This is a genomic window from Sphingomonas sp. Tas61C01 (genome assembly GCF_052567495.1).
Map to the genome: position 1 here is coordinate 1897211 of NZ_CP199583.1, position 17171 is coordinate 1914381.

Sequence of the window (17171 nt, forward strand, 5' to 3'; positions counted from 1 at the left end):
TCGGCAAGAGCCGATCACGCCCAATGCTGCGCGTGCCCGCTCGATCTGCTTAGATGAACCCCCTCGACCTGCCCCAGATCGATATCGAAACCTCACATGAGCATCGATCTCCGTCAAGCTATCGCGAGACGCGTTAAGCGCAATCTTCTTACCCGACGTGAAGTTGAAGTCGCAGCCGATCCATGGCTCAGAGCGCGCGGTCGAGCCTACGCGCCGATCAGCGCCTGCCCTCGAGGGTGGCAACAGTTTGATCTCGAGGAGCTATGTTGCTGATCATCGCTTCCGCGCTGGCATCGTTCGCCTGCACCGTCACTAAGGCACACGACGGCAACGGACCGCTCTGGTGCGCCAATGGCATGAAGGTCCGCGTTGCCTGCGTCCAGGCTCCGGAATTCGAGAGCGCCGAGCCATGCCGCCGGCGCCGTGACGGGTATGTCTGCAGCAACGCTCACCTGAAAGCGGACAGGCCGGTTTCCACCACAAAGCGACTTCTCTAGCACCCCGCTCGGCCTCCTAGATAAACGGCTGTCCACCGCGGCTTGCCGCCGCGACGCGAGATCTAGGCATCGTTCGATAGATGCTATGATTTTTGCAAATCACAACGTCTCGCAATGTGGCTTCCTTCACAGATGTGCCTCAAGTTCATCAAGGTAGTCACTCCACCATTGCGCCATGTCCACCCTTTCCTGCCAGTGCGCTCCTCGGTGGTACGCCGCTCTGACGCGATCGCGATCCTTGTGAGCAAGCGCGCGCTCGATCGCATCGGGTTGCCACTTGCCACTCTCATTTAGCAGGGTACTTGCCGTTGCTCGAAACCCATGCGCGGTCATCTCCTCGCTTGTAAATCCGAGACGCCGAAGTGCCCCGTTGATGGTATTCTCCGACATAGGACGGTTGGAACTGCGAACGGATGGAAATACAAACCGCTGTTGACCAGTTAGGATTTCAGCACGGCGGAATAGTTGAATAACCTGTCGAGAGAGCGGCATAACATGTTCTTTCCGCCCCTTCATCTTTCCTGCTTCTATACGCCAGATGCCCGTAACCAGATCCAACTCGTTCCATTCGGCCCTGCGCAACTCGCCTGGGCGAAGAAAAACATGCGGCGAAAGGGAAAGAGCAATCTGAGTTGCTGCATGCCCCTTGTAGCCTGAAATTGCTCGTAGCAATTCGCCAACTTTGGTTGGTTCCAAAATTGCCGAAAGGTGCCGGGGGCGGCGGGCAGATAACACGCCCCGGAGGTCCCGCGTCGGATCATGACTTACTAATTGGGAAGCAACAGCAAACCTGAAAACAGCCCCCACGAATTCTAGGGTGCGTCGTGCCTTCTCGTGGTTCTGCGCGGCTTCGAACGGTCGTACTGCGTCCAAGATTTCGACTGGCTTGATGTCTGCGATAGGACGACCTCCGAGAGACTTTCCTACGATTTTCAGCAACCATCGACGCTTCCTAATGGTGGCGTCAGCAAGCCCGTCGCGTTGACACTTAGCGATGAAGGCTTCGCCAACGCCGTCGAACGCATTCAGAGCGTTAGCGCGAGAAGCTTGCTTTTCCTCTCGCTTCTTACGTGCCGGATCGATCCCGCAAGCGAGCGACTGTCGTGCAGCGTCCCGTCGCTCCCGAGCATCCTTCAAGGTCACATCTGGGTACGCTCCAAGTGAAAGCGACTTTTCGATGCGCTTCGGTGTACCAACGCCGTCGTGTCCGTCGGCACGATATTTGAAGCGCCACAACATGCCGCCCGAAGGGGTGATTAGGAGGTATAAACCTCGTTCGTCCGAGAGCTTATACGGCCGTTGCCTCGGCTTTGCGTTTTTGATTGCTGTCGCTGTGAGCGCCATTCGTAAGCTGATCTCCCTTGTCTCTGTAGCTTGGGGGTATGCGTCAGAGCGTGCAGGAAAGCACCCCCAAGCAAGCCCCCAGAATGTCCCGGAAGCAGACGAACGACCACGGAGGCCAACGGCCGAGCCAGAAGCGAAACGGGTGGAAATTGCCAGCTTGCGAAGGTCCGCGCGGACACTGACGGAATTGAGAGTGGTGCCGCTTACAGGACTCGAACCTGTGACCCCCGCATTACGAATGCGATGCTCTACCAGCTGAGCTAAAGCGGCCCGTCGCCGCCTCATCGGGCGGTGCGAGGCGGCGCGCTTACCAGCTTGGTTGGGGGCTGACAAGGCGGGTCGGCGACCAAGCCGGCCTTTACTCCGCGTTTACCATCAACCGTGCACAAGCGTCGCAAGGGGGCATGTCGCCCGTAGAGGTTGAGGGATTCGACGCATGGATACGGCGCGCGATTTCGATGAGGAGCGGATCGCCCTCGATGATGCCGAGGACGAAATGACCGTCTCCGACGAGCTGTTCGATCTCGGCGGGGACGAGCGCCGCATGCATGTCCGCGCCTACAACCACTGGGTGTCGCTGCTGAAATCGCGCGCCTATCCCAACATCGAGGATCTCGACCCCGCGCGCATCGCCGATTTCGGCCCGCACAGCGTGCTGCTCGATTTCACCCGCGGGATCGAGGATCCGACGATCGCGTATCTCGGCCGCACCCTGCGCGAGGAATGCGGGCTGGAAAGCTCGATCACCCGCATCGTCGACGTGCCGAGCCGATCGCTGCTGTCGCGCCTCACCGATCATTATCTGCAGATCATCGCCAACCGCGCGCCGATCGGGTTCGAGGCCGAATTCGTCGGCACCCGCGGCCGCACCACGCTGTATCGCGGCATCCTGATGCCCTATTCGTCCGATGGCGGCGGCATCGACTTCATCTACGGCGTCATCAACTGGAAGGAAGTCGCCGATGCCGAGACCCAGGCGACGCTGACCGCCGAGCTCGACGCTGCGGTCCGCACTGTCGCCAGGCCCGCCGCGGTCGCCGCGGGCGACGTCACGATCTGGGCGGACGGCCCCAGCGCCGATCATCCCGAGATCGCCACGCCCGCCCCCGCCGGCACGCTGCAGGATCAGCTCGCCACTGCCCGCGAGAGCGCCGCCGCGGTCCGGGCCGCCGACGGCCGCGGCCGCGCCGCACTGTACCGTGCGCTCGGCCGCGCGCATGATTTCGCGCTGGCGGCGGATGCCGAGCCGGACGCCTATGCCGCGCTGCTCGACGCGGCCGCGATCAAGATCCAGCCCCGCGCGCCACTGACCCCGGTCGTCAAGCTCGTGTTCGGCGCCGATTACGACAAGACCCGGATCGCCGAATATGCCGCGGTGCTCGCCGCCGGCCGCCGCGCCGGGGTGCTCGCGGGCGAACTCGCCGACTTCCTCGACCGCGCCGAGGGCGGGATCAAGGCGATCGTCGCCGCCGAACGCGCCGCGCGTCGCCCCGCGTCGGCGCCTGCCGCCGATCTCTACGCCCGCGCCGCCGCCGAACTCCGCACGCTGCCGGTGCTCGGCACGCTGGCGCTGGAGGCGGTGCAGGACGAATTCGTGGTGCTGCTCGCCCGCGCCGGCAGCGACGGCACCGTCGACGTGATCAAGCGCGTCGAGGGCAAGTCGCTGGTCGACGGCATCGTCCGCCGCGCTGCCTGACCCGCGACACAGGCAGAACTTATGTTGCGCCTGCGAGAAACTATCGGAAATCGCGCGCGGCCTTGAGATAGGCCGTCGGCAGGAGCATACGCCCCTCCCATGGCTGTCACCACGTCGCATGAACCGTCGGAAGCGCTTGCCGCCCGGCTGACCCGCGGAGCCCTGCCGGGCGAGTTGAAGAACTTCGGTCGGGAGGAGATCGCCGAGGCGGCGCGCTTCGTCACCATCGCGGCGCAGACCCGCCTGCCCGGCGCGCCGGCGATCGCACTCGAACCGGTGTCGAGCGACGACGTCCGCCGCCGCATGCGGCTCGCGATCGTCAACGACGACATGCCGTTCCTGGTCGATTCGATCGCCGCCGCGATCGGCGCGCACGACATCGACATCGAACGCGTGATCCATCCGGTGGTCCGCGCCAGCCGTTCGGTAGACGGCAAGCTGGAGGAGATCGGCGGCGCCGGCAGCCCGGAATCGATGATCTATATCGAGATGGAGCGGGTCGACGCGCGCGAACGCCGCGACCTGATCGACGATCTCGGCGGGGTGCTCGCGGATGTCCGCGCCGCGGTGGCCGACTGGCCCCGACTGCAACGCGCGATGGCGCGCGACGAGGCGGCGCTGCCCCAGGGCGAAGGGGCTGCGCTGCTGCAATGGTTCCTCGACGGGCAGTTCACGCTGCTCGGCCACCAGGATTGGCATGTCGACGGCGCCGCGGGCGAGGCGCTCGGCATCGCGCGCAACGATCACCGCGTGCCGATCCTCGCCGAGGCATCGCGCGGGCTCGCGATCGACTGGTTCGACCGCGGCGGCGAGGCCCCGTTGCTGTTGAAATCCAGCCTGATCTCGACCGTCCATCGCGCCGTCCCGCTCGACCTGGTCGTCGTGCCGCTCATGAAGGCGGGCAAGGTCGCCGGGCTGTCGATCCATTCCGGGCTGTGGACCAGCGCCGCGCTCGCCACCCGGCCGCGCGACATCCCGGTGCTGCGCGCGCGGCTGGCGGAGCTGGAGGCGAAGGTCGGCTTCGATCCCAAGGGCCATGCCGGCAAGGCACTGACCCATGCGATGACCGCGCTGCCGCACGACATCGTCATCGGCTTCACCCCCGATCAGCTCGAGGATCTCGCGCTCACCGCGATGTCGCTGGCCGATCGCCCGCGCCCCGCGCTGGTGCTGGTCCAGTCCGCCCTCGGCCGCCACCTCTTCGCCTTCGCCTGGCTGCCGCGCGACGAACTGACCACCGCGCGCCGCGTCGCGATCGCGGACATGCTGGCGGAGGCCGCCAACGGATCGATCCTCAACTGGACGATCGCGCTGGAGGACGGCACCGTCGCGCTGCTGCGCTACACGATCGACCTGCGTGGCGCAGGGCGGATGCCCGATGTCGCGCCGCTCGCCGACCGACTGGAGAAGATGGTCCGCGGCTGGGTGCCCGATGTCGAGGCCGCGCTTGCCGAAACGGTGACGACGCAGCGCGCCGCACGGCTCGCGCTGCGCTGGGCGGCGACCTTCCCGCAAAACTACCGCAACGTCAGCCTGCCCGAAGAGGCCGCGGCGGACATCGTTAGGATCGCCGGGCTCGACGCCCCGGAAAGCCGCTCGGTGCGGCTGTTCCCCGCGGTCGCGGGCGAGGACCGCCGGCTCAAGATCTACAAGCTCGGGCCACTCGCGCTGTCGGACGCGGTGCCGGTGCTCGAGAATTTCGGCTTCCGCGTGATCGGCGAGCTGCCGACCCGCCTGCGCGACGAGACCAATGCCTTCGTCCATGATTTCGTGGTCGAGGTCGCCGCCCCCGCCGACGGCGGCGACGTCGCGGTGCTCGAAGGCGCGATCGCCGCGGTGCTCGAGGGCCGCGCCGAGAACGACGCCTTCAACCAGCTGATCGTCGAGACCGGGATGGCCCCCGCCGCGGTGGTGCTGTTCCGCGCCTGGTTCCGCTACCTTCGACAGGCGGGGCTGCCCTACGGCCTCAACACCGTGGTCGACGCGATCCGCCGCGCGCCGCGGCTCGGTGCGGCGCTGATCGAGCGCTTCGCCGCCGCGCACGACCCGCACGGCAGCGGCGATCTCGCTGCGGCCGATGCGGCGATCGAACAGGGCCTCGACGCGGTGTCGGCGATCGACGACGACCGCATCCTGCGCGCCTATCGCAACCTGATCGCCGCGACGCTACGCACCAACGCCTTCGCCCCCGGCGCGGAGGAGGCGCTGGCGTTCAAGCTCGACAGCCACCTGATCCCCGGCCTCCCCGCTCCCGTGCCATGGCGCGAGATCTGGGTCTATTCGCCGCGGGTCGAGGGCATTCACCTGCGCGCCGGCCCGGTCGCGCGCGGCGGGCTGCGCTGGTCCGATCGCCGCGACGATTTCCGCACCGAGATCCTCGGGCTGATGAAGGCGCAGCGCGTCAAGAACGCGGTGATCGTCCCGACCGGCGCCAAGGGCGGCTTCTACCCCAAGCAGCTCCCCTCCGCTGCGGCCGATCGCGACGCCTGGCTTGCCGAGGGGACGGAGAGCTACCGCATCTTCATCCGCACGCTGCTGTCGATCACCGACAACATCGTCGACGGGCGCGTCGTGCACCCGCAGGGCGTCAGGATCCTCGACGGCGAGGATCCCTATTTCGTCGTGGCCGCCGACAAGGGCACCGCGACCTTCAGCGACGTCGCCAACGCGCTCGCGCTCGAACGCGATTTCTGGCTGGGCGACGCCTTCGCCAGCGGCGGCAGCGTCGGCTATGATCACAAGGCGATGGGTATCACCGCCAAGGGCGCCTGGGTCTCGGTCCAGCGCCACTTCGCCGAACGTGGCGTCGACGTGCAGACCGATCCGGTCACCGTGGTCGGCTGCGGCGACATGTCGGGCGACGTGTTCGGCAACGGCATGCTGCTGTCGAAGACGATACGGCTGGTCGCGGCGTTCGATCACCGCCACATCTTCATCGATCCCGATCCCGACATGGCCGCCAGCTGGGACGAGCGCGCCCGCCTGTTCGCGCTGCCGCGGTCGAGCTGGGCGGACTACGACGCTTCGCTGATCTCGGCGGGCGGCGGCGTCTTCGCGCGCACCGCCAAGACCATCGCGCTGTCGCCCCAGGCGCGCGCGGTGCTCGGCATCACCGCGACCGAGATGGATCCGACGACCTTGATCTCGGCGATCCTGAAAAGCCCCGCCGACCTGCTCTGGTTCGGCGGCATCGGCACCTATGTGAAGGCCGCGGCGGAGAACAACGTCCAGGTCGGCGATCCCGCCAACGATCGGCTGCGCGTCGATGCCGAGCAACTCCGCGTCACCGCGGTCGGCGAAGGCGCCAATCTCGGTGTGACGCAGGCGGCCCGCATCGCCTTCTCGGCGCGCGGCGGCCGGATCAACACCGACTTCATCGACAATTCGGCCGGCGTCGATTGTTCGGACAACGAGGTCAACATCAAGATCGCGCTCAACCGCGAGGTGATCGAGGGCCGGCTCGGCTACGAGGATCGCAACGCGCTGCTCGCCAGCATGACCGACGACGTCGCGCATCTCGTGCTGGAGGACAACCGCCTCCAGACGCTGGCGCTGTCGATCGCGGAGGCCGACGGCGCCGCCGCGATCCCGAGCTATGTCCAGCTGATCGAGATCTTCGAAGGCGCCGGCCGGCTCGATCGCGCGGTCGAGGGCCTCGGTGCCAACGAGGAACTGCTTCGCCGCGGCCAGGACGGCGCCGGGCTCACCCGGCCCGAACTCGCGGTGCTGCTCGCCACCGCCAAGCTGGCGCTGCAGGAGGCGATCGAGCACAGCGACCTCGGCACCGCGCCCGAGCTTGCCAGCGATCTCCACGCCGCCTTCCCCGCGGCGATGCGCGATCGCTTTGCCACCGCGATCGACGAACACCGGCTGCGCCCGCAGATCGTCGCCACCAAGCTCGCCAACCGTGTCGTCAACCGGATGGGCGTGCTCTATCCGTTCGAGGTCGCCGAGGAGGAAGGCGCCGCGATCGCCGACGTCGCCGCGATGTTCGTGGTGTGCGAACGCCTGTTCGGGCTCGACGCGCTATGGCGCGACATCGAGAGCGCGGCGATGCCGGAGGCGGCGCGGATCGCGATGTTCGACGAGGTCGCGTTCGCCACCCGCTCGCAGATCGCGGACCTGTTGCGGATCAACCGCCCCGGCACCACGCCGGGCCCGGTGATCGAGCGGCTGGACGCGGGCATCACCAAGCTCGACGAACAGACCAAGGCGCTGCTGCTCGAAGAAGCCAGCGCGCAGAGCGCCCGCATCGCCGCGCAGCTCGAGGCGGTCGGCGCGCCGCCCGCGCTAGCCGCCAAGGTCGTGCGGCTGTTCGAGATGGACGGCGCGGTCGGCCTCGCCGATCTCGGCCAGCGGCTGGGGCTCGACGAACTCGCGCTGACCCGCGCCTTCACCCATCTCGGCCAGGCGCTCGGCCTCGACTGGGCACAGGCGACCGCCGCCAGGATCGTGTCGAGCGACCCTTGGGAGCGGCTGCTGCTCGCCAACCTGTCGCGCGATTTTCAGCAGGTCCGGCTCGAATATCTGTTGAAGGCCGCCGGCACGGATCCGCAAGGCGCGGTGGCCGCCTGGCTGACGACGAACGCCGCCCGGGTGACCCAGTTCAAGGCCGTCATCGACCGCGCCCGCCACTCCACCGCACCGAACGCCGCGATGCTCGCGCAGATCGCGGGCCAGGCAAGGGTGCTGCTGGGACGGTAGGTTTGGCGGTCGGGTTCAGTTGAGGTTGATTGGGTAACCAGTCCCACCCCCCTCCGTCATCCCGGCGAACGCCGGGACCCATGGAAGCGGTGCCGCCACACGTAGCGCCCCGACGCTTGTTCAGCGTGTCCATGGGTCCCGGCGTTCGCCGGGATGACGGAAGATAGGGAGATCATTGCGAGCTAAGCCGCCCGCCGCGCCGCGAGCTTCGCTTTCCACCCCCGCGCGCGCCACCACATGATTACCCCGGTCACCGCGAGCGCCGCCGGCAGCACTCCGCCCAGGAAGATGATCGTCTGCCACAACGCGCCCATTCCGGTGCCGTCGTGGATCCGCCGCATCAGCCGCGCCACGCCGGCCTGCGGGCGCGCCGGGGCCGCCAGCGCGGTGCCGGTGTCGTCCGCCACCTTCACCGTCTCGCCGGGGCCTTGCTTGCCCGCGAAGGTCACGGTCCAGTCGGCGGTCAGGTCGGTCGGCCAGGCGACGCTGCGCAGCGTGCCGCGCGATGCCACCTCGGCCTTGTCGATCACCACGCCCAGCGGCTGCGCGGGGTTTGCGAGCGGCTTGGCCCGCGCCATCGCCGCCCGGTCCGGCCCGGCCCCGCGCGCTGGCGCGCCGCCCGACAGCGCGCCGAAGAAGGCGGGGAAGGAGATCCACGCGCCGGTCAGCGACAGCACGAACAGCGGCAGCGCGATCCAGAAGCCCATCAGGTAATGGAGGTTGGTGTCGGTATGGCGGTGCCGCCGCCAGCGCAGGCCACGCAGCCATTTGCCGACCATCGGCCACCACAGCCACAACCCGGTGAAGCTCGACACCATCATGAACACCCCGATCCACCCGACGATCGAGCGGCCGACGCCGGGGATCTGCAAGCTGCCGTGGAGGACATGGAGGAACCGCAGCACGCCGCCCCCGCTCGCCGCCACGTCGAGCACCCGCGCGGTCGGTGGATCGAGATAGACCATCGTCCGCTGCGGCGGCCCCGGCCGCGCCGCCGCCTTACCCGCGGGCGCCGCGGCGACCACCACCGGCCCCCCTTCGACCGGCAGCGTCAGCTGGGCGACGCGGTCGCCGGGTTTCAGCACCGCGCGCGCCGCCGCGACATAGGCGTCGGGTGCGAGCAGCGTCTCCCCGGACACCGCGAAGCGCGCGGGGTTGACGACGCGGTCCAGCGCCTCGTCCCACACCAGCGCCGCACCCGACAGCGACAAGGGAACGATGACGATCGCCAGGATCAGCCCAATCCATTTGTGGACCTGGAACCAGGTCCGCCGCCATGCCTGTTTCGTCATCTCGAAGCCCCTGAAATCGCGGTCATGCGTCCGCCCACCGCCGTAACAGATTGTGGTACACCCCGGTCAGCTTGACCACCGTCGCATCGCCCTGCCCGTGCGTCGCCGCGACCTCCTGAACCGCCTGGTCCAGCTCGAACAGCGTCCGCCGCGCAGCATCGTCGCGCACCATCGACTGCAGCCAGAAGAACGACGCGGTGCGCACCCCGCGGGTCACCGGCGTCACCCGGTGCAGGCTCGACGCGGGATAGAGGATCATGTGCCCCGCGGGCAGCTTCACGCTCTGCGGCCCGAACTGGTCCTCGATGATCAGCTCGCCGCCGTCGTAGCTGGCGGGATCGTCGAGGAAGAGCGTCGCCGACAGGTCGCTGCGGATCCGGAAGTCGGTGCCGCGGCGGATCCGGATCGCATTGTCGACATGCAGCCCGAACGCCTGCCCGCCCGCATAGCGGTTGAACAACGGCGGAAAGACCTTCAGCGGCAGCGCCGCCGCCACGAACAGCGGCGAGGCACTTAGCGCATCGAGCACCAGCGCCCCCGCCTCGCGCGCCGCCGCCGACTCCTCGGGCAGCTGCTCGTTGCGCTTGGCGAGCGCGGATTGCGGCCCCGACGTGACGTTGCCGTCGACCCATGCCGCGCCGTCGATGATCGCACGGATCCGCGCCACCGTGGCGGCGTCGATCAGGTCGGGGATCGCGATCAGCACGACGCACCCCCGCGCAAGGCGTCGAGGCCGAGGGTCGCAAAGCCCGCGATCCCGCTCGCCGTCAGCCATGTCGCCGCCTGCTCGATGAAGCGTGCGTTGCCGGTGGCGCCCGCCTGCCGCAGCCACGGTAGCGCGGCGTCGACCTCGCCCGCCGCGCCGAGCATCCGCGCATGGTTGAACGCGCCCCGAAAGTCGCCGCCTGCCGCCGCACGCGCATAGCAATCCGCCGCCTTCGCCATGTCACGCGGTCCCGCCCAGCCGTCTTCGGCGAAACTGCCGACGAAGTTGATCGCCTTGGCATTGCCCAACGCCGCCGCCTTCTCAAGCCACATCAACGCCGCGACCTTGTCCTCCGCCACGCCCTCGCCCAGCGCGAGCAGCGTCGCATAATTGTACATCGCCCAATCCAGACCGCGCTCGGCGGCGACGCGGTAGCACTGCGCCGCGCGCACCTTGTCCGGCGGCGTCCCCCAGCCGAGATCGTAGCAGCGCCCGACCATGTTCAGTGCCATCGCATGGTGCTGCGCCGCCGCCTTCACGAACCAGCGCAGCGCGGCGGCTGGATCCGCCGGCACCTCGTCGCCGTCGAGCAGCATCTGCGCATAGATCGCCTGCGCATCGGCATTTCCCGATGCAGCGGCCTCGCGCAGCAGCGCCGCGCGTGCCGGTCCGGGCGTGGCGAGCGCGTCGATCAGAAGGACACCGCCACCGTGCCGAATACCGTGCGACCCGGCGCGGTCGTCGCGTAGTGCGAGGAGAATGCCTGGCTGTAATAGATCTTGTTGGTCAGGTTCTGGGCGTTGACGCTGAGCTGCACCATCGGCGTTAGCTGGTAGCTCGCCCGCGCATCGAACCGCCAGTAATTCGGGATCTGCCGGTAGAGCACCTTGGTCGCCGGCGTGATCGTGACGACGCCCGCCGCATTTTGCGTCGCGGTGCGGTTGTCGGCATAGCCGCCATATTGCTTGTCCATGTAGATCGCGGTGCCACCGATCTGGAGGCCGGGGACCAGCTCGACATTGGTCGTCGCGGTGAAGCTGTTGCGCGCGGTCTGCGGCGTCTGCTTGCCGTTGTTGACCGATGGCACATACACCACTTGCGCGGCGCGCGGTCCGACGGCGGGCGCCGTCAGCGCCGTGTTGCCGCCTTCGATGATCTTGGGATCGAGGAAGGTGTAACCGCCGAACACCGTCCAGCCCGGCAGGATGGTGCCGCTGGCGTTGACTTCGATTCCACGGATCCGTGTCTCGCCGAGAAAGGCGACGGTGGTCGCATCGACCTGAGTGCGCGCGTTGCGGATCTCCGTCTGGAACGCGGCGACGCCGAGCGCGAGCCGATCGCCGAACAGGCTGGCTTTCGCACCGGCCTCGAACGACCGGGTCTTCTGCGGCTTCAGCTGGTCGAGCAGGTCGAGATTGGTAGGCGTGATCGTCGTCGGAAGCGCATTATCCTCGCGCCCCTCGCCGAGCAGGCTGTTGGGCGGCGTCGCCGAGGTCGCATAGCTCGTATAGAGGCTGGTCTCGGGCGTCGGCTTGAACACCAGTCCCGCCTGCCAGTTGAACAAGGTGTCGGTGCGCGTGAGCTTGGCCACGTTGGCGCCGACCGCGACCGGCAGTCGAACCGTCGACGAAAAGCGATCGACCCGCGCGCCGAGGTTGAGGATCAACTGCGGCACCAGCGTGATCGAATCGAACGCGTAGAGACTGCGGGTATTGGCGTCGTTCTGCGTCTCGGTATTCGCCGCACCGCGCACGATCGGGGTTTGCACCGTCGACATGTCGCTGGTGTAATTCACCCAGGGATCGGCGGCGTTGGGCGCGAAGAGGCTCGTGCAATTGAAGCGGGCGACGCTCGCGGCCGTGCAGCGCGGCGTGCTGGTCGATCCGCTCGCCACGACGAAGGTCCCTCGCCGCGTCTTTTCCCACGCCAGTTCTGTGCCGAGCGAGAAGCTGTGCTCGACGCTGCCGGTGTTGAATTTGCCGAACAGATCGGTCTGGTCGACGATGCTTTCGGTATAGCCGTAGCGGGTATTGGCCCGCCGCCACACATAGCCGCCGCTGGTCAGGTTCGCGCCCACATTGGTGGCGGTGGTGCCGAAGACATTGCCCTGGCTGTCGTCGGGCTGGGTATAGATATAGGCCTGCTTGCTGTGCGTGTAGCGGGCGGTGTTGCGCAGCGTGATGCCGCCGAAATCATGCTCGGCGCGCAGCATCGCCTGGTTGGTCGTCGCATCGCGGAAATCGCGATCCTTCAGGCCGTAGAAGGCGGCGCGATCGATCACGCCCGTCTGGCCGCCGCGGGTGGTGACGGTGCCGAGCGCCGGCAGGCTGTCGATCCGGCCAGTGCCGGGCGCGTTACCGATCGTGTAGAGATAGGGATTGCCGCTGTCGGGCAACTCGTGGCTCTCGAGATAGTAATAGGTCGCGGTCAGCCGGGTCGGCGTGCCGAGCCCGATCGTGATCGACGGCGCCACGCCCCAGCGACGCTGGTAGAGGGCGTCGCGCTCGGCGACATCCTGGTCGTGCCACACCCCCGAAACGCGGAACGCCGCGGTATCGGACAGCTTCAGGTTGAGATCGCCGGTGACCCGCTTGTAGTCCGCCTCGCCATAGCTGCCGGCGACGCGCCCGAAGGTGTCGAGCTGCGGCAGCTTCGACAGGATGTTGATCGTGCCGCCGGCGCTGCCGCGTCCGCCGAGCGTCGAATCGGATCCGCGGACGATCTGGACCGTCTCCACCGCGAACACCTCGCGCGATTGCGCCGCCAGGTCGCGCACGCCGTCGACATAGATGCTGCCCTGACTGTCGAAGCCCCGGATGAACGGACGGTCGCCGATCGGATTGCCCCCCTCCGCCGCGCCGAACGTGATCCCGGGCACGGTCCGCAGCGCGTCCTGCAGGCTGTTCGATCCGGTCTGCTCGATGATCTCCTTGGGCAGCACGATCACCGATCGTGGCGTGTCGAGCACGCGGGCGACCTGCTTGGGATTGGCCTCCTGAGGCACGCGCTGACCGTTGACGAGGATGTCCTCGCGGCTCTGGTCGCTCTCGGTATCAACCGCAGTCGGCTCGTCGGCGGCATAGGCCGGCGCGGTCGCGAACGCGCCTACGCAGGACAGAGCAAGAAAGCCGTGGCCGAGCATCGCGCGCGGCGAGGACGTCATCATCGTGGAACCCCTTATGTCGTGGAGCCCCGCTATTGAGAGTCGTTCGCACTGTCAACGCTATTGAGATTTATTCTCATCTTCGCCGCAGATTTTGCTTTGGAGCAGCCAGCTTCGCAGTGCGCTCGCTAGATTGGGCGGCGCGGGCGCGACGATCCGCAGCGCATCGATCTGCGCGACGAGCGCGCTCAGCGGCAGTTCATTGCGCCGCGCGACCTCTTCCAACGCGGTCCAGAACACCGGCTCCAGGCTGATCGACGTCGGATGCCCCGCGATCGTGATCGATCGCTTGACCGGGCCTTCGAAGCCCGCGGGCGGCGCAGCGATCGTCATCGTCCGTCGCTGCCCGCGATCGACGATCGGCACAAGGGGGCGGCAACGCCGAAAGCCGCCGGCCATGGGCCGACGGCTTCCTTACCTCACCGCCGCTGTTACGCGTGCGAAAGCGCCGCCGAACGACGCCGCGTCCGCAGCGTCGCGCCCATCAGGCCGAAGCCGATGAGCATCATCGCCCAGGTCGTCGGTTCGGGCACCGGGGTCGCGACGTCGGTAAGGACGAAATTGTCCAGGTCCGTCCCATGCGTTCTGTTCACGACGAAGGAGATCCGATCGACCATCGCCCACTCGACTTCGATCTTCTGGTAATCGCCATAGACCCAGTTTCCGAAACGCTTGCCGCTCGATTGACCATAATTGCCGTTTTCGGTGATGGTGTACACCTTGGTGCCTGCGAGATAGCCGGTGAAGGTGATCGAGTTGGGTCGGGGAGAATTGAACCCCGCATAATCGAACGACGACAGCGCGAATGGCTTGCCCGACGCCGTGATGTCGAACTGATTGAACTCCATGTCCATCAGCAACGCGGGTTGCATCTCGTCGCCCCTGACATCCAGCCAGTGATAATCGACGCTGAACTTGCCGGTGAAGTCATACCCATCTTCGGTGTAGCGATTGTACAGGGATTCGGGTCCGTCGAAGGAATTGGTTCCGTCGGTAAAATCGATCGTCGCCGCGTGCGCTGTCCCTCCGATCGACATCAGCAACACCGCACCCGCGATCCTCGAAACGGATATCATCTCCATATCCCCCCCCTGTCCAAGCTTCGCCACAGCCGCCGATCGGAAACGAAAGGTCGGATGCAAACTACGATGTGGCTGGCGTAGCACTCGCGCCACGCGCGCAAATACTTCCACGCTGCCCGACCGCAATGTCACGCGAGCGGGGTGGCATCAATTAAGGGCTGATACCTAGGAACGCCGGTCGGCTATCCTTGAACTGGCGGCGCGCCCCAAAACGAGACGGGGCTAATCATTGTCGAACAGCGCCGCGAGCTGTTCGATGATCGTGCCGCCGAGCTGCTCGGCATCCATGATCGTCACCGCGCGCGCATAATAACGCGTCACGTCGTGGCCGATGCCGATCGCGACCAGCTCGACCGGGGACTTGCCCTCGATCCAGCCGATCACCTGGCGCAGGTGCCGCTCCAGATAGGATCCGGAATTTACCGACAGCGTCGAATCGTCGACCGGCGCGCCGTCGCTGATCACCATCAGGATCCGCCGCTCCTCGGGCCGCGCGATCAGCCGCGAATGTGCCCACAGCAGCGCCTCGCCGTCGATATTCTCCTTCAGCAACCCTTCGCGCATCATCAGCCCGAGCGAGTTGCGCGCGCGCCGCCACGGCTCGTCGGCCTTCTTGTAGACGATGTGGCGCAGGTCGTTGAGCCGCCCGGGCTGCGGCGGCCGCCCCGCGCCGAGCCAGGTCTCGCGCGCCTGGCCACCCTTCCACGCCCGCGTCGTGAACCCCAGGATCTCGGTCTTGACCCCGCACCGCTCGAGCGTGCGGGCGAGGATGTCCGCGGAGATCGCCGCGATCGAGATCGGCCGCCCGCGCATCGATCCCGAATTGTCGATCAGCAGCGTCACCACGGTATCGCGGAAGTCGGTCTCGCGCTCGATCTTGTAGCTCAGCGACTGGGTCGGATTGACCACCACGCGTGCCAGCCGCGCGGCGTCGAGCATGCCCTCGTCCTGGTCGAAGTCCCAAGACCGCGACTGCTGCGCCATCAGCCGCCGCTGCAGGCGGTTGGCGAGCTTCGACACCGCGGATTGAAGATGCACCAGCTGCTGGTCGAGATAGCCGCGCAGCCGCGCCAGCTCGTCGGCGTCGCACAGCTCGGTGGCGGCGACCACCTCGTCGAACTGCGTGGTCCACGACTTGTAATCAAACTGCGCGTTGAGATCGGCGAACGGGCGGTTGGGGCGTACCGGCTGCATCCCCTCCTCGCCATCGTCGCCGGGCTCGCCGTCCATGTCGTCGAGCTCGCTCTCGCCCTGGTCCTGGCCTTCGCCCTCGTCGTTCTCGGCCTCGCGCTGTTCGCCGCGGGCCTCGACCTCGCCTTCGCCCTCGCCGCCTTCCTGGTCGCCGTCGTCGCTCTCGTCTTCCCGGCTCTCCTGGTCGGTGCCCTCTTCCTCGCCGCCGTCGTCCTCGCTGTCCTCGGGGACGCGATCGCCCTCGACAAGGTCGAGCTGCTCGAGCATCTTCATCGCCAGGCTCTGGAATGCGCGCTGATCGTCGAGCGCGAGGCTCAGCGCGTCGAGATCGGTCCGCTCCTCGATCCACGCGCGCACCAGCGCGATCCCGCCCGCGGCGGTGCTCGGCGGGACGAACCCGGTCAGCTTCTCGCGCACCAGCAACGACAGTGCGGTCGACAGCGGCACCTCCTCACGGGTCCGCGCGCGGGTGATCGGGTCCGACCGCAGCCGCACGTCGAGCGCGCTCGCCAGATTGCCGGTGATCCCCGCATAGCCGCGCGACCCCAACGCCTCGACCCGCGCGGTCTCCACCGCATCGAACACCGCGCGCGCCACTGCCTCGCCCGGCGCGCCCCGCGCGTGCAGCGCGGTGTCGTGCAGCCGCAGCCTCAGCGCGAAGCCGTCCGCGAATCCGCGCGCCTCGGCGACCTGCTCGGCGGGCAATTGCCGCGCCGGCATCGGCACCTTGATGTGCTTGCCAGACTGTACCGGCGCATCCGCGGTATAGGCGAGCTCGACCTCGGGCTCCTCCGCGATCGCGCGCGCAGTGCCCGCGAGCACCGCCTTGAACCGGTCGAGCGGGGTTTCGTTGGCCATCAGATTTCCAGGGCGCGAGCAGCGGCGTGCCGAAGCAGAGGCAAGCTTGTCCGTGCGGTGCGCAGTAGCAACGCCGGATCGATGTTGCGGTAATCGTGACGCAGCCGATTGCCGAAATCGCGGATGTTCTTGATCGGCAGGTCAGTCCCGATCCGCGCCATGTCGTCGCTCCCGATCTGGATGACCGCCTCGGTGATCCGCTGGAACAACCGCTCGACCGCGAGCAAGGTACGTTCGTCGGCGGCAAGCATCTCGACGTCCATCTCGCCGGTGAACGCGACCACCCGGTCGGAATCCTCGACGATGTCGGCGAGGAGGAGGCGGACGCGCTCAGAATACATGGATGCGGTCGCGATCGATCTGCGCCTGGAGACGCGGGTTCCGGGTCGGCTCGGTGATGAGGTCGACCTTCGTCCCCAGCATTCCCGCGATCCGGTCTTCGATGCCGAAAAACCCGAACGGCCCCAGCTTGTCAGTCTGATCGTAATCCATCGTCGCGGCGAGATCGACGTCCGACTCCGACCGCTGCTCGCCGCGCGCGGTGGAGCCGAAGATCGAAAGCCGTACGATGCCGAGTTGGCGCAACTCGGCCTCGCAGGCGCGCAGTCTGGTGACGGCTTCGGCTCGCTCCACCTTAT

General features: G+C 67.3%; 13 protein-coding genes and 1 tRNA gene. 3 read left to right on the forward strand and 11 right to left on the reverse strand.

Annotated elements, in window-relative coordinates; genetic code table 11:
- Window positions 1-263 precede the first annotated feature (263 nt).
- A complete protein-coding gene (locus ACT009_RS08790; protein WP_445193953.1) occupies window positions 264-497 on the forward strand; it encodes a hypothetical protein in 234 nt (77 codons plus the stop codon).
- A gap of 126 nt (window positions 498-623) precedes the next feature.
- Here the strand turns inward: ACT009_RS08790 and ACT009_RS08795 are convergent, their stop codons facing one another.
- Window positions 624-1841, reverse strand: coding sequence for a tyrosine-type recombinase/integrase (locus ACT009_RS08795; RefSeq protein ID WP_445193954.1), 1218 nt, complete (start codon window positions 1839-1841; stop codon window positions 624-626).
- A gap of 194 nt (window positions 1842-2035) precedes the next feature.
- Window positions 2036-2111: transfer RNA gene (locus ACT009_RS08800), tRNA-Thr, on the reverse strand.
- 166 nt (window positions 2112-2277) lie between these two features.
- Between ACT009_RS08800 and ACT009_RS08805 the strand changes: the two genes are divergently transcribed.
- Together ACT009_RS08805 and ACT009_RS08810 are read left to right on the forward strand one after the other, a co-directional pair.
- Window positions 2278-3537, forward strand: a complete 1260-nt coding sequence (locus tag ACT009_RS08805; RefSeq protein WP_445193955.1) for a PAS domain-containing protein — start codon at window positions 2278-2280, stop codon at window positions 3535-3537.
- A 99-nt stretch (window positions 3538-3636) separates the two neighbouring features.
- Window positions 3637-8241: an NAD-glutamate dehydrogenase gene (locus ACT009_RS08810; protein WP_445193956.1), complete on the forward strand. Its 4605-nt coding sequence runs from the start codon at window positions 3637-3639 to the stop codon at window positions 8239-8241.
- Between the two features lie 182 nt (window positions 8242-8423).
- Here ACT009_RS08810 and ACT009_RS08815 read toward each other — a convergent pair whose 3' ends face one another.
- The 9 genes from ACT009_RS08815 to ACT009_RS08855 form a co-directional block, all read right to left on the reverse strand.
- The gene (locus ACT009_RS08815) at window positions 8424-9533 is read right to left on the reverse strand and encodes a PepSY-associated TM helix domain-containing protein (RefSeq protein ID WP_445190730.1); all 1110 of its coding nucleotides are present in this window, start codon (window positions 9531-9533) and stop codon (window positions 8424-8426) included.
- A 22-nt stretch (window positions 9534-9555) separates the two neighbouring features.
- Window positions 9556-10239 (reverse strand): Fe2+-dependent dioxygenase, encoded by a 684-nt coding sequence (locus tag ACT009_RS08820; RefSeq protein ID WP_445190731.1) that lies wholly within the window; start codon window positions 10237-10239, stop codon window positions 9556-9558.
- Window positions 10233-10835: a tetratricopeptide repeat protein gene (locus ACT009_RS08825; protein WP_445190732.1), complete on the reverse strand. Its 603-nt coding sequence runs from the start codon at window positions 10833-10835 to the stop codon at window positions 10233-10235. Before ACT009_RS08825 ends, ACT009_RS08820 begins: the two co-directional genes overlap by 7 nt.
- A 95-nt stretch (window positions 10836-10930) precedes the next feature.
- Complete coding sequence (locus ACT009_RS08830) at window positions 10931-13405, reverse strand: TonB-dependent receptor (RefSeq protein WP_445190733.1); 2475 nt, start codon at window positions 13403-13405, stop codon at window positions 10931-10933.
- 57 nt (window positions 13406-13462) lie between these two features.
- On the reverse strand, window positions 13463-13735 hold the full coding sequence (locus ACT009_RS08835) for a ribbon-helix-helix domain-containing protein (protein WP_445194050.1): 273 nt from the start codon (window positions 13733-13735) through the stop codon (window positions 13463-13465).
- 98 nt (window positions 13736-13833) lie between these two features.
- Window positions 13834-14478 (reverse strand): PEPxxWA-CTERM sorting domain-containing protein, encoded by a 645-nt coding sequence (locus tag ACT009_RS08840; protein WP_445190734.1) that lies wholly within the window; start codon window positions 14476-14478, stop codon window positions 13834-13836.
- Window positions 14479-14706: 228 nt separating this feature from the next.
- Window positions 14707-16533: a cobaltochelatase subunit CobT gene (cobT, locus tag ACT009_RS08845; protein WP_445190735.1), complete on the reverse strand. Its 1827-nt coding sequence runs from the start codon at window positions 16531-16533 to the stop codon at window positions 14707-14709.
- Window positions 16533-16874 carry a HepT-like ribonuclease domain-containing protein gene (locus ACT009_RS08850; protein ID WP_445190736.1) on the reverse strand — a complete coding sequence of 114 codons (342 nt, stop codon included), beginning with the start codon at window positions 16872-16874 and terminating at the stop codon, window positions 16533-16535. Before ACT009_RS08850 ends, cobT begins: the two co-directional genes overlap by 1 nt.
- Window positions 16864-17166, reverse strand: coding sequence for a nucleotidyltransferase family protein (locus ACT009_RS08855; RefSeq protein WP_445190737.1), 303 nt, complete (start codon window positions 17164-17166; stop codon window positions 16864-16866). The genes ACT009_RS08850 and ACT009_RS08855 overlap by 11 nt, the downstream gene beginning before the upstream one ends.
- Window positions 17167-17171: the final 5 nt, after the last annotated feature.